Source organism: Citricoccus nitrophenolicus (assembly GCF_047305825.1).
Classification (GTDB): Bacteria; Actinomycetota; Actinomycetes; order Actinomycetales; family Micrococcaceae; genus Citricoccus; species Citricoccus nitrophenolicus.
In genome coordinates this window covers 890,601-912,936 of record NZ_CP063070.1, presented here as the reverse complement: position 1 = coordinate 912,936, position 22,336 = coordinate 890,601, and the positions used below count along the sequence as shown (strand labels likewise).

Here is a 22,336-nt window from a genome sequence, read left to right as displayed (position 1 = left end):
GCTCAGGGCCCGCCCCGCGCGGGATCCTGGTCCGGCGCCCTCACCACAGTGAGGCCCGGGCCGGCCCCGGTGGCCGCCAGCCGGGGCGCCTCCTCCTCCGGGACGGCCAGCACGAGCACGCTGGCCTGGGCCGAGGATCGATCCTGCAGCACCAGCAGGGAAGCTGCCAGCACGCTGGCGTCAGGGCCCACCACGTCCACCCGATGGCCCGCTCGGACCAGAGCGCCGGCATCCGGCGCGGCCAGCCGGACGGCCACACTCCGGTGTCCCGGCGGTGGATCGGGCGGAGGGTCAAGTGAAGCGGCCGGCCCGGGGGAGTGGCCAGTGGTTCCCCGGGGGCCCTCCGCGTTCTCAGAGCCCGGGGTTCTCGACTCCGCGGCCGGCTCCTGCACCTCAGCCATGGCAGCCGGCGCCGGGTCCACCGTCGGCACGGAGCCGCCCCCGAGGGTCAGGGCGAGGAGCACGGCGGCCACCACCAGAGGGATCGAGGCCACGGCGAGCCGGATCCTGGTCCTGCGCCGCGCGGTCAGGCCAGGGCGATCGGGCCGACCGTCCCCGGTGCCGCTGCCAGCGCTCCCGCGGGGGCCGGCGTCGTCCGTCGAGTAGTCCGGCGGGGGAAGGGCCAGCCGCCGGCGCACCGCTCGGCGGTGCCGGCGCAGGTCCCGCCGGTGCTGCCGGCGATTCAGCGCGGACGCGGGGCCGTGGCGCTCACGGCGCAGGCGGCGTGGAACTCCAGGGGGCCGTGAGGGGTCGCGGCGGGTGGTGGTGGAGGGCATGCCACGATCCCAGCAGGAGTGCAGGGACCGCCGCGACCCCCGCACGGGCCGCCGTGGACGGCGCGGCGGTCCCGGCCCGCTGTGGAGGACAACGTGGGGGACGGCCCAGCGCCTCGGAGAGGCTCAGATGGTCAGACGGACGTCAGGAGGCGGATCCGGAGGAGGCCTTGGAGGGAGCACCGGAGGTCGATCCGCTGGACGAGGACCCAGAGGATGTGGACGAGGAGGAGGACGATGAGCTCTCGCCGGACGTCGAGGACGATGAGGATTCGGATTCCGTGGAGGAGGAGTCCGAGGAGCCACCGGACTTCTCGCCTGCGGGGATCGAGGAGGTCCCCGTGGACCCGGAGCCCTCCGAGCGGGAGTCGTTGCGGTAGAAGCCGGAGCCCTTGAAGACCACGCCGACGGAGTTGAACTTCTTGCGCAGTGCGCCCTCGCAGTTCGGGCACACGGTCAGGGAGTCGTCCGTGAAGGACTGCACGATATCGAACTCGTGGCCGCAGTCCTTGCAGGCGTAGGCGTAGGTGGGCACCGGGCGGTCCTCTCGTCGGGGCGCTGAACGGCGGATCCTTCCGGCCTTCTCAGGCTGGGCACGCTCAGGGGTGGCACTCTCGGTTTTCGAGTGCCAAGTCTACACCGGGCGTGGGGTCAGGCCGGCTCCGGGCCGAACCACACGAAGCCGTCCGCGGTGACCACGCCGTCCACCGGGCGGTCGTGCTCATCGGACGGGACCTGGCCGTGGGTCAGGAGCTCATGGCGGAACACCATGGCCACGGTGAGGGGGGCCGCTGAGCCTGCCGGGCCGGCGTCGGGCGCCGCGGTCAGAGGGTCCTCCGGCTGCCGCCGGGGCAGCCGGTCCAGCCCGGCCAGGAAGCGGTCATAGTATCCGCCGCCCTGCCCCAGCCGGATGCCGCGGGAGTCCACCGCCTGGGCGGGTACCAGCACCAGGTCCACGGTGGCGAAGGTGTCCACGCCGTGGCGCTCGCCGACCGGCTCGTCGATCGGCGCCACGGGGCTCCGGGCCATCTCCACGCCGGGGTGCCACGCGGTCCAGGACAGGTGCCGTTCCGGTTCGGTGACGGGAACCAGGACCTCGACGCCGGCCCCATGCAGCGCGGTGCGCAACGGCCCGGTGTCCGGCTCGGAACCATAGGACATCACTGCGGCGGCGCGCCGGTGCTGCGCGCGCGGCAGGTACCACTCGAGCACCCTCCGGGTCAGGGCGTCGGACTGCTCGGCCCGGTCGGCCGGATCCAGTTCCCGGCGGCGGGCCCGCCAGAGCGTGCGGACGTCCTTCTTCCGGTGCCGCAACACCTCCTCAGGGGTCTCGCCCCGGTTCCCGGTCAGGGACTCGGAGTACTGCAGTTGCTGGTCCGTGCCCGTGGCGGGGTCCGGAGATGATGCGGGGAAGGGCTGCTGGGAGGACATCTCCCCATTCTGTCCCATGGGTCCTGTCCCAGGGGTTCTGTCCCAGGGGTCCTGCCCCGTAGGTCCTGCACCCTGGCTGGGTGTGGACCTAGGATCGTGCTATGGCCCCTCCCGCGTCCCACCGCTGGCCCGTGACCCTGGAGCACGGGGAGATCGTGCTGCGCCCCTTCCGCCGCTGGGACCAGGAGGAGTGGATGTCCCTGCGCGCCCGGAACCGGGACTGGCTCCGGCGCTGGGATGCCACCAGCCCCGAGCCGCAGTCCTCGCTGAAGAGCTATCTCGAGATGGTCAGGGTGCTCAACCGCTCGGGCAAGGACGGCACCGCCCTGCCCTGGCTGATCTGCCTGCGCACCTCGGCCGGCGGCGGGCCGGTGATCGCGGGACAGCTCAGCGTGTCCTCGATCATGCGGGGCTCTGCCCTCTCGGCCTCCCTGGGCTACTGGATCGACAGGGACCGGGCTGGCGAGGGAATCGTGCCCACGGCGGTGGCACTGGCCACTGACCACTGCTTCTCCGCACTGGGACTGCACCGGGTGGAGATCAACATCCGCCCCGAGAACGCGCCGAGCCTGCGTGTGGTGGAGAAGCTCGGGTTCCGCCACGAGGGGCTGCGGCGGGACTTCCTGCACATCGACGGCGACTGGCGGGACCACGAGTCCTACGCGCTCACCTCCGACGAGGTCCCGGAGGGGCTGCTGGCCCGGTGGGAGCGGAACCTCGGGCGAATTCCCGGGCAATAGTCAGGACACAGCGCGTCGAATCACACGGGTGTAGTTCAGGCCCGGTACCGTTTGTGGGGTGGATGCAGGCACGGGTAGTCTTGAGGAGTCGCTCAGCCTTGCACTGGGCTTCCTTCCGGACATCCACCTGCACGGCTCACTGGTGCTCTGCGCACTGGTGGTGGCGTGGCTGACAGCCATCTACCGGAGGGCGAAGAAGCAGCCCCTGTCCTGGAGCCACCGGAGGAAGACCATGACGCGTATCGCCCAGTCCCCGCCCCGGGATGCCGCCCGCCCGGCGAAGAACCCGGCAGCCGCGGAGTTCGATTTCCGCGTCAAGTGGGACCGCACCGCATTGGCCGCGATCGCCCTGGTGGGCGCCCTGGTCTTCGTGGGCACAGGCGTGGCCGCGGCCTTCGGCGCGAGCACCCTCCTGGTGGCCGGCATCTCCGCCCTGGTGACCCTGGCCGCCGTGGCCACCCTCCGCGTCCTGGCCGTCCGGGACCGCAAGAAGCGCGCTGACCGCCGGATCGAGGATGCCTTTGACGAGGCCATGAGTCCCGCCCTTCCCGCTGCCGATCCGGTGGCCACCGCCGCGGGGTCCACCACGGTGTTCGACGCCGCGTCCGGCAGCAGCAGCGCTGAGGCACCGGCCCCCGCCGGCCGCGCCGACGCACCCTCCACTGACCGTGCAGACTCCGGAGCGGCCGAGGCCGCCGGGCCGGAAGCCGCCGTCCTGCCCTCCGTGCCGCGCCCCACCTACCTGGACGCCGGAGAGGCGCGCCGCCCGGAGCCGGCTCCCCTGATGACGCCTGAGATGCCGATGGCCAGCCCCGGCGTGAAGCTGAAGTCCGGCGTCTCGGCCGAGTACCGGGCCAAGGTCGAGGCCACCGCCAACCGCACCGTGGACCTGGACAAGGTCCTGGAACGGCGCCGGGCCGTCTGAGTCCGAGCAGGTCACCCATGCGCAATGGTGCGCACCGGGATGAGGCGGAGCGCCGGCAGGTCCAGTACCTGAGCTCGCGGGCCGTCCACTCCCGGCTGGCCGAGGTCTTGGCGGATCACGGCCATCATCTGCTGGGGGCACGGCTCGTGGATCTCCAGCACCGGCCCGGAGCGGGGGCCACGGGGATCTTCCGCGTCCGAGCCTCATCTTCTTCCTCCTCCGGTGCTCCGGCCCGGGCCTCCGAACCGCAGGAGCTCTACCTCGCACTGACCGCGGAGGCCGTCCCGGAGGACGGAGCCCTGCAGGCGGGGGAGGACGCGGACGCCACCTGGTCCGCCTGGTTCCACCCGCATGATCCACTGCTGACCGGGTTGGCCCTGGCCTCGGACCCGGAATCCGTGGCCTCTCTCTGGGGTGGCGGGGGGACCCTGATCGACCTGCAGACGGTCAGCTACCGTCCACTGCGCCGGGCGGTGCTGCGCGCCGTGGTGTCCGGGGAAGGCGGGCAGCGCACCGTGTTCCTCAAGGTCATGCGCCCCGGCCTCGCCACCCGTCTGCACTACCGCCACACCCTGCTGGCCGCTGCCGGCGTGCCCGTCCCCGCGGTGCTCGGCCCGCCGGTGGCGGACGTGCTGGCCCTGGAGCAGGGGGAGGGGGAGGTGCTGGCCGCGGCCATCATGGCGGACGGGGCCCGTCACGTGGACCCGGCGGCCGTGCTGGGCGTGCTGGACCGGATGCCGAACGAGCTGGTGGAGCTGCCGCGGCGGGATGCCTGGTCTGACCGGACCGGGGACTACGGCCACGCAGCCGCCACGGCACTGCCGGACCAGGCCAGGCGCATCCGCTCCCTCGTGGAGCACCTCCAACGGCAGCTGGACGGCACCGACCGCGGGCCGGTGGTGCCCACGCATGGGGACTTCTACGAGGCCAACCTGCTGGTGAGCCAGCACCGCATCTCCGGCGTGCTGGACATTGACGGTGCCGGGCCGGGGCACCGCGTGGACGACCTGGCCTGCTTCCTGGGTCACTTGGCCGTCCTGCCGGCCGTCGACCACGGCTATGTGCACGTGGACCAGGCCCTGCGGCGCTTCCACTCGGTCTTCGTGGCGGGGGTGGATCCGGCGGCGCTGGCCTGCCGTTCCTCGGCCGTGGCCCTGTCTCTGGTGGCCGGTGCCCGAGACTCCGGCCACCGGGACTGGGAGTCCTCCGCCCGCCAACGGCTGGACATCGCCGAGTCCCTGCTGGACCTGCCTCAGTCCGCGGCGGGCTGGTAGTCCTTCTCCTCGACCAGCCGGTAGCCGACGCCGCGGACGGTGGCGAAGCGCGTGGTCCCGAGCTTGTTGCGGAGGTAGCGCACGTACACGTCCACCACGTTGGAGCCCGGGTCGAAGTCATAGCCCCACACCCGGGAGAGCAGCTGCTCGCGGCTCAGGGCCTGGCCCGGATGGCGCAGGAATGTCTCGGTCAGGGAGAACTCGCGGGCCGAGAGGTCCACCTCGACGCCGCCGACCGCCGCGACGTGGCGCACCGGGTCCAGCTCCAGGTCGGCATGCCGCAGCACGGGGTCCTGTTGGGCGGAGGATCCGCCTTCCGGGCGCAGCCGGAGCCGCACCCGCGCCACCAGTTCGGCGAAGCGGAAGGGCTTGGGCATGTAGTCGTCAGCACCGGAGGTGAGTCCCTGGACGGTGTCCTCTCCGGAGGCCCGCGCGGTCAGGATGATGACGGGCAGATCCGGGTCCTGGGCGCGGATCCGCTGCAGCACGGTGAAGCCGTCCATGTCCGGTAGCCCCAGGTCCAGGATGACGAGTTCGAAGCCGCCCGTCAGGGCCAGCACGAGTCCCTCGCGCCCCGTGGCCGCGACTGTGGTGGCCAGCCCCTCGGCCTTGAAGCCCTTGGCCACGAAGGAGCTGATCCGTGGTTCGTCCTCGATCATCAGGATTTGGCTCACGCCGCACCGTCCTTGGAGTGTGTGGTTGTGCTCGGAGTAGACGCTACCGGCCCGGGCCGGTCAGCGCGGCCACCTCCGGGTTCGGAGGCCTCGGAGACGTCGGCTTCGGCGGGGTGCTGTGCGGTCAAGGGCAGATCGAGGTAGAACGTGGAGCCGATCCCGGGGGCGGACTGCACGTCCACCGTGCCGCCGTGCGCAACCACGATGGCGGTGACGATGTTCAGTCCCAGTCCGGACCCCTCCGCCCGGGTGCTGTTGGAGCCCCGGCCGAAGCGGTCGAAGATGCTCTGGCGGTCCTCGGGCCGGATGCCGATGCCCTGGTCCCGCACCCAGAGGCGCAGGGTCCCGGACAGGGCCTGCGAACCGATCGACACCTTGGAGCCCTCCTCGGAGTACTTCACCGCGTTGGAGGCCAGTTGCAGCCACGCCTGGGTGATGCGCTGCGGATCCAGCGGCACCGTCACGTCCGCAGCGTGGTCCAGGGTCCAGATCCGGGCGCCCAGCGGGGAGGCCTTGCTCAGCACGTCCCGGGTGAGGGGGCCGACGTCGGTCGGCTGGGTCTGGACGAAGTCCGGCCGGCCGGACTTGGCCAGGGTCACGAGGTCATCCACGAGCAGCCGCATGCGGTCCAGTTCCTCGAGGGCGATCTCCTGGACCTCGCGCACGTCTCCCGGATCGGCGGCGTCCTGGAGTTCCAGATGCCCCTGGATGATGGTGATGGGGGTCCGCAGCTCATGTCCCACGTCATCCAGCAGCTGGCGCTGGGAGGAGAAGGACTCCTGGAGCCGGTCCAGCATCTCGTTGAAGGTCATGGCCAGCCCGGCCACGTCGTCCTGACCGGAGACCGGGACCCGCCGGCGCAGGTCCCTCCCGGAGATCTCCGCCGCCGTGGACTGCAGGGTCCGCAGCGGGTGGAGCAGCCGGCCCACCAGGATCCAGCCCGCCACCCCCACGAGTACCAGCACGCCGAAGCCCACGAGCCCGTAGGTGAGGAACGTGGTGTCGAGCTCCTGCAGCTCCGCGGAGAAGTCGTAGGCCAGCAGCATCAGGGACGGGGCCGAGTCGTTGTCGAACCGGATGGGAACGGTCACAGCGCGGTACGTGGTCTGGTCCGTGGAGAGGGTCTCGATGACCACCCCCTGGTCCTCGAACGGTTCACCGAACTGATCGGCGGCCCACTGCACGAGCTCCGGATCAAGCTCCAGCCGGAGTTCGACGGCGGAGGAGGCCGTCCAACTGATCTCCCCGTCCCGGAATCCCAGCATGCCCTCGTGTTCGGCCGGCAGGGTGCGCTGCATGGCCGTGAACACCAGTTGGTCCGAGGCGGAGAACGGCTCCCCGGAAGCCGGGTCGATGCCCTCTTGGGCGAGGATCCGGAACTCCTGGACCGAGCGGGTCAGGGAGTCGTCGATCTGCCGGATCATGCTGCTGCGCTGCAGCACGTAGGCCGTTGCGCCGGAGAGGATGAGGGCCACCGCCGTCAGCAGCACCAGCAGGGCGATGACCCGGCTGCGCACCGGCAGCGCGCTCCAGTTGACCAGCGGATTGCGCAGGGCCCGTAGACGATCGCCGGCCCGGGAGTGCTCCCGGGCCGGCGTCACTGTGCGTGGGTCCGCGGGAGCCTTCATCGGCTCATCCGGCGGGCCCGCTGATCGTCAGTCGTCATCCCAGTCGTCCTCGTCGTCATCGTCGTCCCAGTCGTCATCGTCATCATCCCAGTCATCGTCATCCCAGTCGTCATCGTCGTCCCAGTCATCGTCATCGTCATACCGGGGCTGCTGGGGAGCCGGGTTCGGGACGGGCTGGGGCGCGGCCGGGGCCGAATACGTGGGCCGAGGAGGCGTCCCGCCCGCGTTGCCGGAACCATCGGAGCTGCCCGAGCCGGACGAACCACCGCCGGCCGGGGCACTGCTCTCCGGTGCCGGCTTGGAGGTGATCTTGACGCGGGACGAGTCTGAGGAACCGTTCGAATCCCCGGCGGGCGAGGACGAGGCGGGGGAGGAGGGTACCGGCGCGGAGCTGGACGGGTCGGAACCTGAGGGAGCGGAATCCGCAGAGGACGGCGCATTGCGCTCGCTGGTGGACGGGGCGTCGCTCACGGCGATCATCGGCCCCAGGTCCACGCTGTTCGGTTGCGCCGACACCACGGCGACGCCCAGTGCGGCCATCACCGCCACCACCATCAGTGCGACAGTGGCCTTCAATCCTCGACCGGTGTTGTCCATGCCCTCCATGGTCGCTCGTGATCATGAACCGAAGATGAGAAACGGCGCCCACGGCATGAGGATTCCATGAAAAAGGAGGGAAAGGAGAGGGAGGGGGAGGGGGAGGAAGGGAGAGCGCCCTCAGCTCTCACCGTGCCCCTCCTCTGATCCGTCCTCGCTGCCGTCGCCGTCGCCGTCGCCGACATTGTCCCCGGCACCGTCCCCGATCCCGTCCCCGTCCTCTGAGGTGCCCGCGTCCTCGGCGTCCTCGGCCTGGGCGGCGGCGTCTGCCTCGAACCGGGCACGCGTGGCGCCCTCCTCATCCCCGGTGAGGTCCAGGGACTGGGCGAGTCCCAGCCAGGCGGCCATGCGCAGGTACCGGGCGGTGCCCTCCTGCTCCGTGATCATCCGGAACAGGGTGGCCGACTCCTCCGCGCGTTCCTGTTCCAGCAGCACGTAGGCCGCGAAGAGTTCGGCGTTGGAGGAGGCGGTGGAGTCCTGGGAGGCGGCGAAGAGGTCCGCCGCGGTCAGGGCGGAGGACACGGCAGCCGGTCCCTGGCGCAGCGCCCACAGCCCCCGCGCACGGGTGTCGGTGAAATCCGCCTCGTGCCAGGCAGCAGAGGAATCCTGAGCCAGGGCGATCGCCTCGTCCAGAAGGGCCACGCCGCGTTCCTCGCCGAGCTCGCACAGCACGTGGCCGAGGGCATGCAGGGCCTGGGGCAACACCGCGGGGTCATGGTCCTCGGGGTCGCCCTCCTCCTCGTCCGCGCGGGCCAGCTCCACGGCGCGGGCGAACCGCTCGGCGGCCTGTTCCGCCTTCTCCTGCCGGTTCAACAGGGCGCCGTAGGCCAGGTGCATCCGCGCTGCCTCGTCCGTGGCGCCGGCCCGTTCGAACAGGGACGCCGCCCGGTCCCAGTGTTCCAGCGCCTCGTCCTGGCGGTTCTGGTGGCGGGCAGCGTGGCCGAGGTCCACGAGGGCCCGGGCCAGCCCGGGCAGGCGGCGGGCCGCCTCCTCGCGGCGGACCAGTCCCGCCAGGACCCTCTCGGCGAGGGCATGCTCCTCGGCCTCCAGCAGCTGATGGCCCAGGGCCAGGGTGAGGTCCGAGGCCTCCGGGACCTCACCCTGTTCGGCCTGCGCCACGGCCACCTTCCACGCGAGGATCGAGGCCTGCTGGTTGCCGGCGTCGGCCGCCAGCCCCGCCAACAGTGCGGCGGCCGAGGCGGAACCCTTGCGCACCCCGGCGGCGGCATGCAATTCCACGGAACGCAGGGCGTGCAGGACGGCACTGGCAGTGTCATCGTCCTCCTGGGCCACCACCGCCTTGAGCATCCACATGGCGGCCCGGACGGCCCGGTTCGGCTCCCCGGCGAGCACCTCGTCCGCCACCTCGGCTGACTTCTCCGGCTCGTGGCTCATCAGATGCACGTGGGCCAGGAACATTCGCGTGGAGGTCAGGGACTCGGGGGCCACGGGCAGCCCCGCAGTCACCCGGGCGTCCTGGGCCCGGAGGCACTCCTCCAGCAGGTGGACGGCGTCCTCGAGCCTGCCGTCCTCCACGTGCCGCACCGCCAGTGCCACCAGGACGTCCGGCAGCGCGGTGTCCACCGAACGGGCCGAGCGCCTCCGCTCGTCCTCCACCACGCCCTGCAGGACGGTGGCCTCGAACGCCTCGGGCTCGCGCAGCAGCATGGCGCCGAGCTCCACCTCCATCCGGGCGCGGTGCGGATATCCTGCGGCGGCGAGCACACCGGCGCGGTCGGCGATATACCTGGTGGAGGCCGCATGATCCCCGTTCAGCTCGGCCACGGAGGCGAGCGCCCGGAACAGGCCGGCCCGGTTCACGGGGTCCTGACCGCCGGGGGCGTCCAGACCGGCGCGGGCGGCACGCGCGGCGCGGGGCAGGTCCTCCGCGTAGGCCGCCTCATAGGAGACGTCCAGCCAGCCGCGCGCCGTCTCGGGTGCTCCCTGCGGACCACCCGTCAGTGACCGGCGGGCGAGGACCGCGTTCAACCGGGCCTCCAGGTCCTCCGGCAGCACAGGACTCACCTCGGAGCCGTCCTGCTCGGTCATGCCTGCCCTTCTTGTCCCGCTGGTCTCGCCGGTCCCATGGATCCTGGTCGTCCCGCTGGTCCTGGTGGTCCTGCCTGTCTGCCGGGGGACGCCGTCATGGGTTCGGCGTCCGCAACCCACCCAGTATTCCAGACAGGCGGCCCGCCGGGTATGGTCCGGCCGGTGGATGCGGATCCCAGCCTCTAGACTGGCCCACATGGATTTCGACAGCCGGGTCGGCGCCTACGGCGTCGTCATCCGTGACCGCTGCCTGCTCATGAGCCTCTGGCAGGGTCCCGCGGAGAACATCTGGACCCTGCCCGGCGGGCAGGTGGAGCTGGGGGAGCAGCCGGACGAGGCCTGCGTCCGGGAGATCCTCGAGGAGACCGGCTATCACGCTGAACTGGGCGAGCTGCTCGGGGTCACGAGCCACACCATCGAGGCCGGCCGGCGTCTGTCCCGGCCCGGGCGCCCCCTGTTGACGGTGCAGGTGCTGTACCGGGCCGTCGTCCTGTCCGGGGAACTGCGTCCTGAGGTGGACGGGTCCTCCATCGATGCCGCCTGGATCCCGTTGGACGACCTGCACCGGCACCGCACCTCGCCCACCGTCCACCGCGCCCTCGAGCTGGCCGGGGCGTTGCGATGAGGTCGACCTCGTGCAGTGCTGCGCCGCGCCGGACCGGTGCCCTGATGGCCACCGGTGCTCTGGCCACCGCGCTCCTGGTGGGATGCACGCCGCAGTCCGGACCCGCCGAGCCCACGGACGGGGCCTCACCGAGTGACACCCCCGTTGCGCTCATCCCGGGTACCCGCCCCGAGGAGCAGCTGCTGGCCGTGGTGCTCGAACGTCATCTGGAGACCAACGGCATCCCCGCCGAGGTCGGTGAGCCCTCCGCGGAGCCCTGGGGAGCCGCCGGGGCGGACCAGATCGCCTTGGTGGACACCCTCGCCATGGCCACGGAACTCGCCCCGGACACGCTGGCCGGGGAGATCCCGACGCCGGCCGCGTCACCCGATTCCTCCGAGTCCGGGGGCCGTGTGGGCGCCGAGGCGTCCGCCGGTCCGTCCGGCAGTGCGTCGGCCTCGGACCCGGCGCCCGCCTCGCCCACGGGACACCCGACCGCCACGGGATCAGCCACCGCCCTGCCGGAGGGGCGCCCGGCCGCCGACGCCCCGGGGACCACCGCCATCATCTCGGAGCATCTCCCGGATGGGACGGGGGAGGTGGCGGCCTCTGCGGGGACCATGCGCCTGCAGGCCGTGGCCACCACGGCGCTGACGGGTCTGTACGAGGTGGAGGATCTCACCGACCTCAACGGGTTGTGCGACCGGCTCGTGTTCAGCCCGCAGGCCGACGCCGCGGTCTACGGCGAGCGGCTCGAGGCGCTCGCCGGCTGCGAGCCGTCCCGGTGGTTGGAGCCGGGCGAGCTGGGAGTCGCGGAGGACCTCATTTCCGGGAGGGCCGACGTCGTGCTGATGTACGGGACCCACCCGGCCATCTCGGACGAGGCCCTGGAACCACTCTCGGACCAGTCCCGGATCCTGCCGGAGGGGCGGATGCTGATGGTGGCGGACCCGGAGGAGCTGCCGGACGGGACGGAGGCCGCCCTCCAGGCGGTGGCCGGCGAACTGGACGGAGAGGGCCTCGCAGAGCTGCAACGGCTCTCCACCGGGCCGGACCAGTTGCCCAGCGAGGAGGCGGCCCACTACTGGCTGGTGGACGCGGGTCTCGAGGAGACCCCGGACGACTGGTTCTGACGGGAACCACCGGGACCCGGCCGAATCTGGCGGGATCCGCCGCCGGGCAGTCCTAGGATGGAGCCCATGGCAAAGTCACGGTCCGGTCAGGTCAAGCAGTCCTCCAAGCTCCTCAACGTGCGCTATGACGTGCGTGGGCCCATCCTCGAGGAGGCCCAGCGCATGGAGGCCGCCGGCCACCGCATCATGAAGCTGAACATCGACAACCCCGCCCCCTTCGGGTTCGAGGCGCCGGACGCGATCCTCAAGGACATGGTCTCCCACCTGCCCCACGCCCAGGGCTACTCCGATTCGCAGGGCATCTACTCCGCCCGCACCGCGGTCAGCCAGTACTACCAGTCGCGCGGGATCATGGACATCGACGTGGAGGACGTGTTCATCGGCAACGGCGTCTCCGAGCTGATCTCCATGGTGCTGCAGGCGCTGGTGGACGATGGCGACGAGGTGCTGATCCCCTCGCCCGACTATCCGCTGTGGACCGGAGCCACCACGCTCTCGGGGGGACGCGCCGTGCACTACCGCTGCGTGGAGGAGGAGGGCTGGGAGCCCGACCTCGAGGACATCGAGGCGAAGGTGACGGACCGGACCAAGGCCATCGTCATCATCAACCCCAACAACCCCACGGGCGCCGTCTACTCGCGTCAGGTGCTCAGCGGGATCGTGGAGATCGCCCGCAAGCACAACCTGGTGCTGATGAGTGACGAGATCTACGAGAAGATCCTGTACGACGGGGCCCGCCACATCAACGCGGCCGGGCTCTCCGATGACGTGGTGACCCTGACCTTCTCCGGGCTCTCCAAGGCCTACCGGGTGGCCGGGTACCGCTCGGGCTGGGTGGCCATCTCCGGTCCGAAGCACCGCGCCTCGGACTTCATCGAGGGCCTGACCCTGCTGTCCAACATGCGCATGTGTGCCAACGTCCCCGGACAGCACGCCATCCAGACTGCGCTCGGCGGGTACCAGTCCATCAATGACCTGCTGCTGCCGCAGGGGCGGCTGCTTGAGCAGCGCAACACGGCGCAGCGGTTGCTGTCCGAGATCCCCGGGGTCACCCTGCAGCCGGCCCATGGCGCCCTCTACCTGTTTCCCCGGTTGGACCCTGAGGTGTACCGGATCGAGGATGACGAGAAGTTCGTCATCGAGCTGCTGAGGGAACAGAAGATCCTGGTCTCCCACGGGCGGGCCTTCAACTACCCGGACACGGACCACTTCCGCCTCGTCACGCTGCCGAGCGTGCGGGACTTGGAGGAGGGGGTCGGGCGCATCGCGGACTTCCTCGAGAGCTACCGTGAGCGCTGAGCGGCACGTGACGGACTTCCGCGAGGACCCGTGGCAACTGCTGCGGGCCCGGACCGCGGACCACCAGATCCCGCTCGGTCCGTCCGATGTGGAACCGGACGCCAAGCCCGGCTACCCCGGAGGCAAGGCCGAAGGCCGGGCCACGCTCGAGGCCCGTGCCGAGCGCCTGACCGAGCTGCAGGAGCTGCTCTACGCCAACGGCGTGGCCGGCACCGTGGACGAGGCCGGCCGGGGCCAGTCCCTGCTGCTCGTGGTCCAGGCCATGGACACCGCCGGCAAGGGCGGGATCCTGCGCCACGTGGTCGGCACCATGGACCCCCAGGGCGTGGAGACGGTCGGGTTCAAGGCCCCCACCGAGGAGGAGCGCCGCCATGACTTCCTGTGGCGGATCCGCCCACACCTGCCCCAGGACGGCTTCGTGGCGGTCTGGGACCGTTCCCACTACGAGGACGTGCTCATCCACCGGGTCCGCGGTCTGTCCGCCCCGGAGGAGGTCGAGCGCCGCTATGGGGCGATCCGGGACTTCGAGCGGGAGCTGGTGGACAGCGGCACGCGGATCGTCAAGGTCATGCTGCACCTGTCCAAGGACGAGCAGCGGGACCGGTTGGCCGAACGCCTGGACCGGCCGGACAAGTTCTGGAAGTACAACCCGGCGGATGTGGACGAACGGGCTGTGTGGGACGAGTACATGGAGGCCTACCGGATCGCCATCGCCGAGACGGACACCGACGACGCCCCCTGGTTCATGGTCCCCGCCGACCGCAAGTGGTACTCGCGGATCGCCGTCCAGGAGCTGCTCATCCACGCCATGGAGTCGATGGACCTCCAGTGGCCCCCAGCCGATTTCGATGTCCGCGCGGAGAAGCGGCGGCTGGCCGCCAGCTGAGGCTCCCGCCCTGCTAGAGGTCCGTGAACAGGGCCGCGGCCTTGATGGCCGTCTGGATGAGTCCGTAGGCGAGGGCGGCGATCACGATCAGGGCGAGGAAGACGGCCACGGCGTTGTAGGTCCCGTTGGTGGCGGCGACGCCGTCCGAGACCTGGGCGTCATCTGACGCGTGGCGCTGCGGGGAGGTGCTCATGAGATGTTCTCCTTCTCGCGAATCTGGTCCTCGCTGACGTGGTGCTTGTCGGCGACCGGACGGACCAGCAGGTTGGCGATGAAGCCGACCGCCAGCAGGCCGACCATGATGTACAGGGACAGCGTGTAGAGGTCCGCGCCGGTCTTGCCCGCGGCGGCCTGGGACTCGAGCAGGCTGTTGACGATCAACGGGCCGGCGATCCCGGCCGCGGACCAGGCCGTCAGCAGGCGGCCGTGGATGGCCCCGACCTGGAACACACCGAACATGTCCTTCAGGTAGGCGGGGACGGTGGAGAAGCCACCGCCGTAGAAGGAGATGATGACCATGGTGGCGACGATGAACACCACCAGGTTGGCCCCGCCCATCAGGGCGATCACCAGATACATGGCCAGCCCGAGGCCGAGGTACATCATGTAGTTGTTCTTCCGGCCCCAGTAGTCCGAGGTGGTGGACCACACGAATCGGCCGGCCATGTTCGCGATGGACAGCAGGCCCACGAACCCTGCTGCCGCGGCCGGGGTGATCCAGTCGAAGTAGGCCTGAATCATGGGGGCGGCGTTCTCGAGGATGCCGATGCCGGCGGTCACATTGCAGAACAGCACGAGCCACAACAGCCAGAACTGCGGGGTCTTCAGGGAGGAGTCGGCGGAGACGTTGGCCGTGGTCTGCAGGGGCTTCGCGGCTGCCTTGGACGGGTCCCAGCCGGCGGGCTTCCACTCCGGGTGTGGCACGCGGATCACCAGTGCGCCGAGGGCGATCACCACGGCGTAGACCACGGCCAGCGTCAGGAAGGTCTGCATCAGCCCGGACTGGAGTTGCTCCGGTGAGTTGCCGCCACCGAAGAACGCCATCAGGCTGTTGGACAGGGGGCTGGCGATCAGTGCGCCGCCGCCGAAGCCCATGATGGCCAGACCTGTGGCGAGTCCCGGGCGGTCAGGGAACCACTTCATCAGGGTGGACACGGGGGAGATGTACCCGATGCCCAGGCCGATGCCGCCGATCACCCCGTAGCCGAGGTAGACGAGCCACAGCTGCCCGGTGGCGATGCCGAGGGTGGCCACGAGGAAGCCCACCACCCAGAAGGTGCCGGCCACCACCATGGACTTGCGCGGGCCGGAGCGTTCAACCCACGTGCCGCCGAAGGCCGCGGACAGGCCGAGCATGGCAATGGCCACGGAGAAGATCCACCCGACGGCCACGTCACCCGTGCCGAAGTGGCCCATCATGGGGATCTTGAACACGCTGAAGGCGTAGACCTGGCCGATGCACAGGTGGATGGCCAACGCGGCGGCGGGGATCAGCCACCGGTTGAACGTGCGCGGGGCGACGATGGCCTCGCGGTCGAGAATGCTGGGCATGGTGGTGAGCGGTCCCCCTCTGGAACGCCGGCCGGGCAGTGGGGCCCACTGGACGACCGGCCATGAACGTGCATGCCGAATGCTGGTTGAATGCGTGATCGCCCAGCTGCGGATGAGCGTATCGCCGGGCTATCTCCAGGTCAATCGACCCGTCGGGCGTCTTGGACTGGCCAGGGCTTGCCATCACCCCGGGGGGTGGTGCCTAGGGTGGGGGCATGACTACACCAGAGCTTGCAGGACAGACCATCGCCTTCCTCGCCACCCGAGGGGTGGAGCAGATCGAACTGACCTCTCCGTGGGAAGCCGTCCAGGACGCCGGCGGACAGCCCCGGCTCGTCTCCCTGGAGACCGGGACCATCACCGCGATGAACGGAGACTGGGAGCACGGGGACACCTTCACGGTGGACCACGCCGCAGACTCCGTCTCCGCCGCCGACTTCGACGGGCTGGTGATGCCCGGAGGCACCCTGAACGCGGACGCCCTCCGGGCGGATCCCGGGGTCCAGGCCTTCGTCCGCGGCTTCTTCGAGGCCCACAAGCCCGTGGCCGCGATCTGCCATGCCCCGTGGACACTCATCAACGCCGGCGTGATCAGGGACCGGAGGCTCACCAGCTACCACTCGCTGTCCGAGGACCTGAAGAACGCCGGGGCCACCTGGGTGGACGAGGAGGTCGTGGTGGATCAGGGCCTGACCACCAGCCGGAATCCGGGAGACCTGGATGCCTTCAACGCCAAGATGGTCGAGGAGTTCGCCGAGGGCCGGCACGCCGGCCAGACGGCCTAGCCCCGATCGGTGCCGGCCTCGGGGCCGGCACCTGGGCCGGCATCTGCGCTGGCCACCTTGGCCCGGACCTCATCGAGCTTGGCCCGGGCCCCCTCCAACCACGCCTCGCAACGGTCAGCCAGCGCCTCGCCCCGCTCCCAGAGGGCCAGGGACTCCTCGAGCCCGGCGCCGCCGGTCTCCAGCCGCCCCACGGTGTCCACGAGCTCGGCCCGGGCCTGCTCATAGCTCATCTGGGCCACATCTGAGGTGTCCGCGGAGGAGAACCCTCCGACGGCCGTCTCCGCACTGTTGTCCTGGGTGGTGCCGCTCATGCAGTCTCCCTGTTCTGGTCGGTATTCCGGTCTGATTCTTCTGCCTCGGCCCCGCCGATCCCGCCGCCGGCGTGGACCTCCTCGGCCACGGCACCGATGCGTCCGGAGGCCACGAGGATGTCCAGGTGCGCACCCACGGCGACCTGGCCGGCGTCGCGCACCACGTCCCCGGCAACCCCGGGTCCGCCGGTGCCGCCGTGGTGCCGGACCACCGCGTAGCCGCGGTCCAGGGTCTTCTGCGGTGACAGGGACCGCACCCGGGCGCGCAGGTGCCCCACGGCATCCTGCTCCCGTTCCAACCGGCCACCCAGGGAGGTGCGGGCGCGCTCGCGGAACCGGTCCAGGTCCTGAGCGCGCTCGTCCACCATCCGCTCCGGCTGGGTCAGCACCGGCCGGGTCCGCAGGGCCGTCAGGTGCTGGGCCTCGTTCTGCACGAGCCGTTCCACCCCCGAGGCCAGGCGTAGCCGTGCCCCGCCGATCGCCTCGCGTTCGGCGGCGGCGTCCGGCACGATCAGCTTGGCCGCGTCGGTGGGCGTGGAGGCGCGCACATCCGCCACGTCGTCCAGCACAGGCCGGTCCGCCTCGTGGCCGATCGCTGACACCACGGGGGTCCGGGTCTGTGCCACAGCGCGGACCAGGGCCTCGTCGGAGAACGGCAGGATGACCTCCTCGAGCGCCCCGCCACCGCGGGCGACGACGATCACATCCACCTCCGGGTGGGCGTCCAGATCGGCGACGGCGGCCATCACCTCCCGCGGCGCGTTCGCCCCCTGCACGGCCACCTCACGCACCTCGAACCTCGCCTCCGGCCAGCGCAGGTGCGCGTTGCGCATCACATCCTTCATGGCGTCCGAGTCCCGGCCGGTGACCAACCCGATCAGCTGCGGCAGCACCGGCAGTGGCCGCTTGCGCGACTCGGCGGTCAGCCCCTCGGCCTCCAGGGCGCGGCGCAGCTTCTCCACACGGGCCAGCAGATCCCCGATCCCCACGGGCCGCATGGCGGAGGCGATCATGTTCAGCCGCCCGGTCTTGGTGTAGAAGCTCGGCTTGACGCAGGCCACCACGCGGGAGCCCTGCTCCACCGTCCCCTCGAGGGTGGAGGCCACGTTCCGCCACGCGGTCACGGGCAGCGAGTAGTCCGCGTCCAGATCCCGCAGTGTCATCCAGGCGTTGCCCCGGATCACCTTGAACTCGATCAACTGGCCCTCGATCCAGGCCTCCGGGGCGCGCTCGAAGTACTTCTTGAGGTTCTCCGAGAGCACGCGCAGCGGCCAGGGGGAGTCCGGGGCGGTCCCGGCGGCGGTGGCCGGGAGGGGTCCGGGGGCCGGCTGCTCGTCCATGCGCGGTGCGTCCTCTCGCCGAATGGGTGGTGGTCTCCACCTAGGCTAGGCCCCAACCCCCGTGAACGGAGCCACCATGCGCACGGCGCTCTCGATCCTGCTGGCCGTGCTGGCCGGTCTCCTGGCCGCGCTGTCCCTGGTGGGCGCCCGGGCGGAGGCGCTGGTCCACACCCCGGAGCCCCTGCAGCGCATCGCCGGGCCGATGTCCGAAGACCCCGGACTGCGTGAGACTCTGCCCGCCGAGCTGGGCGAGGTGGTCGGGGAAGGGTTGCCGGATGGACTGCCGGGATTCCTGGAGTCCCCGGTGGCCGGGCTCGTGCAGCAGGCCGCCGGTGGGCTGGTGACGGACGAGCGCTTCCCGGCCGCCTGGTCTGCGGCGCTGGAACAGACCCGCGTGGACTGGACGGACCGCATGGACCTGCTCGCCGGAGCGGACGGTCGGGAAGGGCCGGAGGGGACGGCGGAGGATGCCGGGACCGTGCACCTGCAGACGGCGCCGCTGCTGGACCTGGGGATCGAGCGTCTGGGCGAGTCCGCCTCCGAACTGCCCGGTGGCGAGGCCGTGTCCCAGGCGCTGCAGGACGGTCTGCAGGCCGCTGTGGAGGACTCCGCGGTGCTCTCGGTGGACCTGTCCGTCCCCGATCCGGAGACGGTGGACACGGCGGCCGTGGTATGGACCGTGGCCAACCTGTACCGGTGGCCGTGGATGGCTGGCACCTCGGTGGTCCTGCTGCTGTTGGCCTTGATGCTCGCTCCACGGCGCCGCAGGGGCACCCCGCTGGTCGTGGGCGGGATCGCCGTCCTCGGGGCCGGCGTGGCCGCTCGGTGGGCCCTGGGCCGGATGGGTCCTGCCGCAGACCTGGAGGGATTCGCGCGGGCCGCGGCCGGCTCCCTGCTGGAGGGGGTGCGTGAGGAGGCGATGCCGGACACCCTCCTGATGATCGTGGGCGGCGGGGTCCTCGCGGCCCTGGGCCTGCTGACGGTGCTGCTCTCCGGCCGCCGCTCCCGCCCTGCCGGCACACGGCGGTGAGTCCCGGCGCGGCGTGGCCCGCGCCGCGATCGAGAGCTGCCTCACCCCAGGTGGCCAGTCGCGGCAGCGCCGGTAGAATGGAACATATGTCCACCCCCGCCGTGACCCCCACTGCCGCAGACCTCACTGCCGCAGCCCCCGCTGCCAACCCCGCCCCCGTGGCCGTCGGGATGCCCCACATCCCCCGCGCCCGCCGCAGCCGTGAAGAGGTGGAGGCCGCCGCCGTCGTGACCGGGGACAAGAAGGTCATGCTCGCCGCGCCACGCGGCTACTGCGCGGGCGTGGACCGCGCCGTGGTGGCCGTGGAGAAGGCCCTGGAGCACCATGGGGCGCCCGTGTACGTGCGCAAGGAGATCGTGCACAACCGGCACGTGGTGGACACCCTCGAATCGCAGGGCGTGGTGTTCGTCAATGAACTGGACGAGGTGCCCCAGGGCGCCCTGACGGTCTTCTCCGCCCACGGGGTGTCACCGGCCGTGGTGTCCCAGGCCGCGGAGCGCAGCCTGAAGACCATTGACGCCACGTGCCCCCTGGTGACCAAGGTGCACCGCGAGGCCGTCCGCTTCGCCAAGCAGGACCGCAGCATCCTGCTGATCGGTCACGAGGGCCACGAGGAGGTCGAGGGCACCTACGGCGAGGCTCCCGAGCACACCACCATCGTCAACAACCCCGAAGAGGCGCGGACGGTCCAGGTCCAGGACCCGGACAACCTGATCTGGCTGTCCCAGACCACCCTGTCCGTGGATGAGACCCTGGAGATCGTCGCCATCCTGCGCGAGCGGTTCCCGAACCTGCAGGACCCGCCCTCAGATGACATCTGCTATGCCACCTCCAACCGCCAGGCCGCCATCAAGAAGATCTCCTCGGCCTGCGACCTCGTGCTCATCGTGGGCTCGGCGAACTCCTCGAACTCGGTGCGCCTGAAGGAGGTCGCGCTGGAGTACGGGGCTCAGCGCGCCGAGCGCGTGGACTTCGCCCACCAGGTGGACGAGTCCTGGTTCGAGGGCGTGGCCACCGTGGGGCTGTCCTCGGGGGCCTCCGTGCCGGAGGTCCTCGTGCAGGACGTGCTGACCCTGCTCTCGGAGTACGGCTACGGCTCTGTGGAGGAGGTCGTCACAGCCGAGGAGGACATCATCTTCTCCCTGCCCAAGGAACTGCGGGCGGAGATGAAGAAGGTCGGGGACAATGACCGTTCCCTCGGCGGCCACGCTCGCAACGGCACCAGTTGATGGGGCCCGTACCGGTCCACCTGGTGCTGATGGGAATCTCCGGCTCGGGCAAGACCGTCCTGGCCGAACGACTTGCCGCGCACCTGGGCCGGCCCTACGCGGAGGCGGACGAGTTCCACCCCGCGGCGAACATCGCCAAGATGTCCGCCGGCATCCCCCTGACGGACGAGGACCGCTGGCCCTGGCTGGAGTCCATGCGCGGCTGGATGGACCAGGAGGCCAACGCCGCCGGGACCGTCTCCACCTGCTCGGCGCTCAAGCGCACCTACCGTGACCTGTTGCGCGGCGCCGCGGGACGCGTGGTCTTCCTGCATGTGCTGGCCGAGCCGGCAGTCATCACGGAGCGGATGGAGGCCCGGACGGACCACTTCATGCCGGCCTCGTTGCTGCCCAGCCAGATGGCGGCCTTCGAGGTGCTCGCGGAGGATGAGGACGGCTGGGTGCTGGAGAACTCCGGTAGTGTGGACGAGCTTGTCGAACGGGCCCTGGCCGTCGTAGCCGGCCTGTAGCGCCGGACCGTGGCCGGGCGCGGGCCGGCAGGCTCCACCCACCGCGCTGCCGCTCCGCACCCTGACCGGGCCTCCGGAGCGCGCGCCGAACCGAAGGCCCACCCATGACCATCGACGACTGGACCCCTGTCCTGGGGGCCGGACCGCTGCTCGGCATCGCCGCCGCTGCCATTGCCGTCCTGCTGTTCCTCATCATGTACCTGAAGCTGCACGCGTTCCCCGCGCTCGTGCTGGTCAGCATCCTGACCGCCTTCGCGGCGGGGATCCCGGCCCAGCTGGTGGTGTCCACCGCCACCGAGGGATTCGGCAGCACCCTGGCCACTGTGGCCCTGCTGGTCGGCCTGGGCGCCATGCTCGGCCGGCTCGTGGAGATGTCCGGCGGCGCCAAGGTGCTCGCGGACACGCTCATCGGCTGGTTCGGTGAGAAACGGGCGCCGTTCGCCCTGGGGGTGGCCTCGCTGCTCTTCGGATTCCCCATCTTCTTCGACGCCGGACTCGTGGTCATGCTGCCGGTGGTGTTCGCCGTGGCCCGCCGGCTGGGCGGATCGGTCCTGACCTACGGACTGCCGGTGGCCGGCGCGTTCTCCGTCATGCACATCTACCTGCCCCCACACCCGGGACCGGTGTCCGCGGCGGCGTTCTTCGAGGCCAACGTGGGGCTTGTCATGCTGCTCGGCCTCGTGGCGGCCATCCCCACCTGGTACGTGACCAGCTACCTCTTCGGCCGCTGGGCCGGGAAGAAGTGGCAGCTGCCGGTGCCCTCCATCCTGGGGCAGGCGGATGAGGCGCAGGAGAAGAACCCGCCGCGCTTCGCCGTGGTGGTGCTCGTGCTGCTGCTGCCCATGGTGTTGATCTTCTTCAACACGGGCCTGGACACCCTGGCCCGCGGGGGAGTCCTCGAGGAGAGCGTGGGGGAGTCCACCTGGTTCCAGGTCCTGCGCACCCTCGGCGAGACCCCGGTGGCCCTGCTGATCACCCTGTTGGTGGCCTCGGTGGCACTGGGCACCGCCCGGGGTACCGAGAAGTCCGTCATCGAGAAGGTCTTCGAGGGCGCCCTGGGCCCGGTGTGCTCGGTCATCCTCGTCACTGGCGCCGGTGGCATGTTCGGCTCGGTGCTGCGCGCCTCCGGGATCGGCGGCGCCCTGGAGGAGTCCCTGTCCGACCTCGGGGTGCCGCTGATTCTGGCCGGCTTCCTCATTGCGGCGGTGCTGCGCATCGCCCAGGGTTCGGCCACCGTGGCCCTGACCACCGCCGCCGGACTGGTCAGTGCGGGTGTGGCCGCCGCGGACTACAACCCGGTCCAGGTGGCCGCCATGGTCATCGCCGTGGCCGCCGGCTCCGTGGTGGCCTCCCACGTGAACGACTCCGGCTTCTGGCTGGTGGGACGCTTCTTCAACATGGACGTCAAGACCACCCTGAAGACCTGGACGGTACTCGAGACGCTCATCGGCGTGATGGGCTTCGCCATCGCCTGCGTGGCCTTCGCACTGGCCGGCGCTCTGGGCTGACCGGACGGACTCAGCAGAACACCCCCGCCACTGGAGGCGGGGGTGTTCTGTGTGGTGCTG

At 70.9% G+C, this 22,336-nt stretch carries 23 protein-coding genes; 12 read left to right on the top strand and 11 right to left on the bottom strand.

Annotated elements, in window-relative coordinates:
* Positions 1 to 2: 2 nt before the first annotated feature.
* The 3 genes from IMT31_RS04145 to IMT31_RS04135 form a co-directional block, all read right to left on the bottom strand.
* On the bottom strand, positions 3 to 776 hold the full coding sequence (locus IMT31_RS04145) for a hypothetical protein (protein WP_413543853.1): 774 nt from the start codon (positions 774 to 776) through the stop codon (positions 3 to 5).
* A gap of 142 nt (positions 777 to 918) precedes the next feature.
* Positions 919 to 1,308, bottom strand: a complete 390-nt coding sequence (locus IMT31_RS04140) for an FmdB family zinc ribbon protein (protein ID WP_413543852.1) — start codon at positions 1,306 to 1,308, stop codon at positions 919 to 921.
* Positions 1,309 to 1,424: 116 nt separating this feature from the next.
* On the bottom strand, positions 1,425 to 2,204 hold the full coding sequence (locus IMT31_RS04135; protein ID WP_345358668.1) for a 5-formyltetrahydrofolate cyclo-ligase: 780 nt from the start codon (positions 2,202 to 2,204) through the stop codon (positions 1,425 to 1,427).
* Positions 2,205 to 2,305: 101 nt separating this feature from the next.
* On the opposite strand from IMT31_RS04135, the gene IMT31_RS04130 reads away from it, so the two are divergent.
* Genes IMT31_RS04130 through IMT31_RS04120 form a run of 3 tightly spaced genes read left to right on the top strand, consistent with a single transcriptional unit; the run spans position 2,306 to position 5,143 of the window.
* The gene (locus tag IMT31_RS04130; protein WP_345358671.1) at positions 2,306 to 2,944 is read left to right on the top strand and encodes a GNAT family protein; all 639 of its coding nucleotides are present in this window, start codon (positions 2,306 to 2,308) and stop codon (positions 2,942 to 2,944) included.
* Positions 2,945 to 3,002: 58 nt separating this feature from the next.
* Entirely contained in the window at positions 3,003 to 3,869 is an 867-nt protein-coding gene (locus IMT31_RS04125; protein ID WP_413543851.1) for a hypothetical protein, read from the top strand.
* A gap of 17 nt (positions 3,870 to 3,886) precedes the next feature.
* Complete coding sequence (locus IMT31_RS04120; protein WP_413543850.1) at positions 3,887 to 5,143, top strand: aminoglycoside phosphotransferase family protein; 1,257 nt, start codon at positions 3,887 to 3,889, stop codon at positions 5,141 to 5,143.
* Here IMT31_RS04120 and IMT31_RS04115 read toward each other — a convergent pair.
* The 4 genes from IMT31_RS04115 to IMT31_RS04100 all read right to left on the bottom strand — a co-directional run bounded on the left by IMT31_RS04115 (position 5,122) and on the right by IMT31_RS04100 (position 10,091).
* Positions 5,122 to 5,817, bottom strand: a complete 696-nt coding sequence (locus IMT31_RS04115; RefSeq protein WP_345358680.1) for a response regulator transcription factor — start codon at positions 5,815 to 5,817, stop codon at positions 5,122 to 5,124. The two genes, IMT31_RS04120 and IMT31_RS04115, sit on opposite strands and share 22 nt — an antisense overlap.
* Positions 5,814 to 7,445 carry a sensor histidine kinase gene (locus IMT31_RS04110; protein ID WP_413543849.1) on the bottom strand — a complete coding sequence of 544 codons (1,632 nt, stop codon included), beginning with the start codon at positions 7,443 to 7,445 and terminating at the stop codon, positions 5,814 to 5,816. The genes IMT31_RS04115 and IMT31_RS04110 overlap by 4 nt, the downstream gene beginning before the upstream one ends.
* Before the next feature lie 27 nt (positions 7,446 to 7,472).
* On the bottom strand, positions 7,473 to 8,042 hold the full coding sequence (locus tag IMT31_RS04105) for a hypothetical protein (protein WP_413543848.1): 570 nt from the start codon (positions 8,040 to 8,042) through the stop codon (positions 7,473 to 7,475).
* A gap of 120 nt (positions 8,043 to 8,162) precedes the next feature.
* Positions 8,163 to 10,091, bottom strand: coding sequence for a hypothetical protein (locus IMT31_RS04100; protein ID WP_413543847.1), 1,929 nt, complete (start codon positions 10,089 to 10,091; stop codon positions 8,163 to 8,165).
* A 196-nt stretch (positions 10,092 to 10,287) separates the two neighbouring features.
* On the opposite strand from IMT31_RS04100, the gene IMT31_RS04095 reads away from it, so the two are divergent.
* From IMT31_RS04095 to IMT31_RS04080, 4 genes are all read left to right on the top strand, one after another.
* On the top strand, positions 10,288 to 10,716 hold the full coding sequence (locus IMT31_RS04095; protein WP_345358692.1) for an NUDIX hydrolase: 429 nt from the start codon (positions 10,288 to 10,290) through the stop codon (positions 10,714 to 10,716).
* Positions 10,717 to 10,760: 44 nt separating this feature from the next.
* A complete protein-coding gene (locus IMT31_RS04090; RefSeq protein ID WP_413543846.1) occupies positions 10,761 to 11,828 on the top strand; it encodes a hypothetical protein in 1,068 nt (355 codons plus the stop codon).
* Between the two features lie 66 nt (positions 11,829 to 11,894).
* Positions 11,895 to 13,127, top strand: coding sequence for a pyridoxal phosphate-dependent aminotransferase (locus tag IMT31_RS04085; protein ID WP_413543845.1), 1,233 nt, complete (start codon positions 11,895 to 11,897; stop codon positions 13,125 to 13,127).
* Complete coding sequence (locus IMT31_RS04080; protein WP_413543844.1) at positions 13,117 to 14,013, top strand: PPK2 family polyphosphate kinase; 897 nt, start codon at positions 13,117 to 13,119, stop codon at positions 14,011 to 14,013. Before IMT31_RS04085 ends, IMT31_RS04080 begins: the two co-directional genes overlap by 11 nt.
* 13 nt (positions 14,014 to 14,026) lie before the next feature.
* Here IMT31_RS04080 and IMT31_RS04075 read toward each other — a convergent pair whose 3' ends face one another.
* The gene (locus tag IMT31_RS04075; protein ID WP_345358701.1) at positions 14,027 to 14,206 is read right to left on the bottom strand and encodes an MFS transporter small subunit; all 180 of its coding nucleotides are present in this window, start codon (positions 14,204 to 14,206) and stop codon (positions 14,027 to 14,029) included.
* Positions 14,203 to 15,564 (bottom strand): OFA family MFS transporter, encoded by a 1,362-nt coding sequence (locus tag IMT31_RS04070; RefSeq protein WP_345358705.1) that lies wholly within the window; start codon positions 15,562 to 15,564, stop codon positions 14,203 to 14,205. Before IMT31_RS04070 ends, IMT31_RS04075 begins: the two co-directional genes overlap by 4 nt.
* Before the next feature lie 215 nt (positions 15,565 to 15,779).
* Here IMT31_RS04070 and IMT31_RS04065 point away from each other — a divergent pair, with 215 nt between their 5' ends.
* Positions 15,780 to 16,349 carry a type 1 glutamine amidotransferase domain-containing protein gene (locus tag IMT31_RS04065; RefSeq protein WP_413543843.1) on the top strand — a complete coding sequence of 190 codons (570 nt, stop codon included), beginning with the start codon at positions 15,780 to 15,782 and terminating at the stop codon, positions 16,347 to 16,349.
* Here IMT31_RS04065 and IMT31_RS04060 read toward each other — a convergent pair.
* Together IMT31_RS04060 and xseA are read right to left on the bottom strand one after the other, a co-directional pair.
* On the bottom strand, positions 16,346 to 16,660 hold the full coding sequence (locus IMT31_RS04060; protein WP_345358711.1) for an exodeoxyribonuclease VII small subunit: 315 nt from the start codon (positions 16,658 to 16,660) through the stop codon (positions 16,346 to 16,348). The two genes, IMT31_RS04065 and IMT31_RS04060, sit on opposite strands and share 4 nt — an antisense overlap.
* Positions 16,657 to 18,000, bottom strand: a complete 1,344-nt coding sequence (gene xseA / locus IMT31_RS04055) for an exodeoxyribonuclease VII large subunit (RefSeq protein WP_345358714.1) — start codon at positions 17,998 to 18,000, stop codon at positions 16,657 to 16,659. Before xseA ends, IMT31_RS04060 begins: the two co-directional genes overlap by 4 nt.
* Positions 18,001 to 18,061: 61 nt before the next feature.
* Between xseA and IMT31_RS04050 the strand changes: the two genes are divergently transcribed.
* The 4 genes from IMT31_RS04050 (at position 18,062) to IMT31_RS04035 (ending at position 22,276) form a co-directional block, all read left to right on the top strand.
* The gene (locus IMT31_RS04050; protein ID WP_413543842.1) at positions 18,062 to 19,030 is read left to right on the top strand and encodes a hypothetical protein; all 969 of its coding nucleotides are present in this window, start codon (positions 18,062 to 18,064) and stop codon (positions 19,028 to 19,030) included.
* 170 nt (positions 19,031 to 19,200) lie between these two features.
* The gene (locus IMT31_RS04045; protein WP_345358763.1) at positions 19,201 to 20,259 is read left to right on the top strand and encodes a 4-hydroxy-3-methylbut-2-enyl diphosphate reductase; all 1,059 of its coding nucleotides are present in this window, start codon (positions 19,201 to 19,203) and stop codon (positions 20,257 to 20,259) included.
* A complete protein-coding gene (locus IMT31_RS04040) occupies positions 20,259 to 20,768 on the top strand; it encodes a gluconokinase (protein WP_345358720.1) in 510 nt (169 codons plus the stop codon). Before IMT31_RS04045 ends, IMT31_RS04040 begins: the two co-directional genes overlap by 1 nt.
* A gap of 104 nt (positions 20,769 to 20,872) precedes the next feature.
* Positions 20,873 to 22,276: a GntP family permease gene (locus tag IMT31_RS04035; RefSeq protein WP_413543841.1), complete on the top strand. Its 1,404-nt coding sequence runs from the start codon at positions 20,873 to 20,875 to the stop codon at positions 22,274 to 22,276.
* Positions 22,277 to 22,336: the final 60 nt, after the last annotated feature.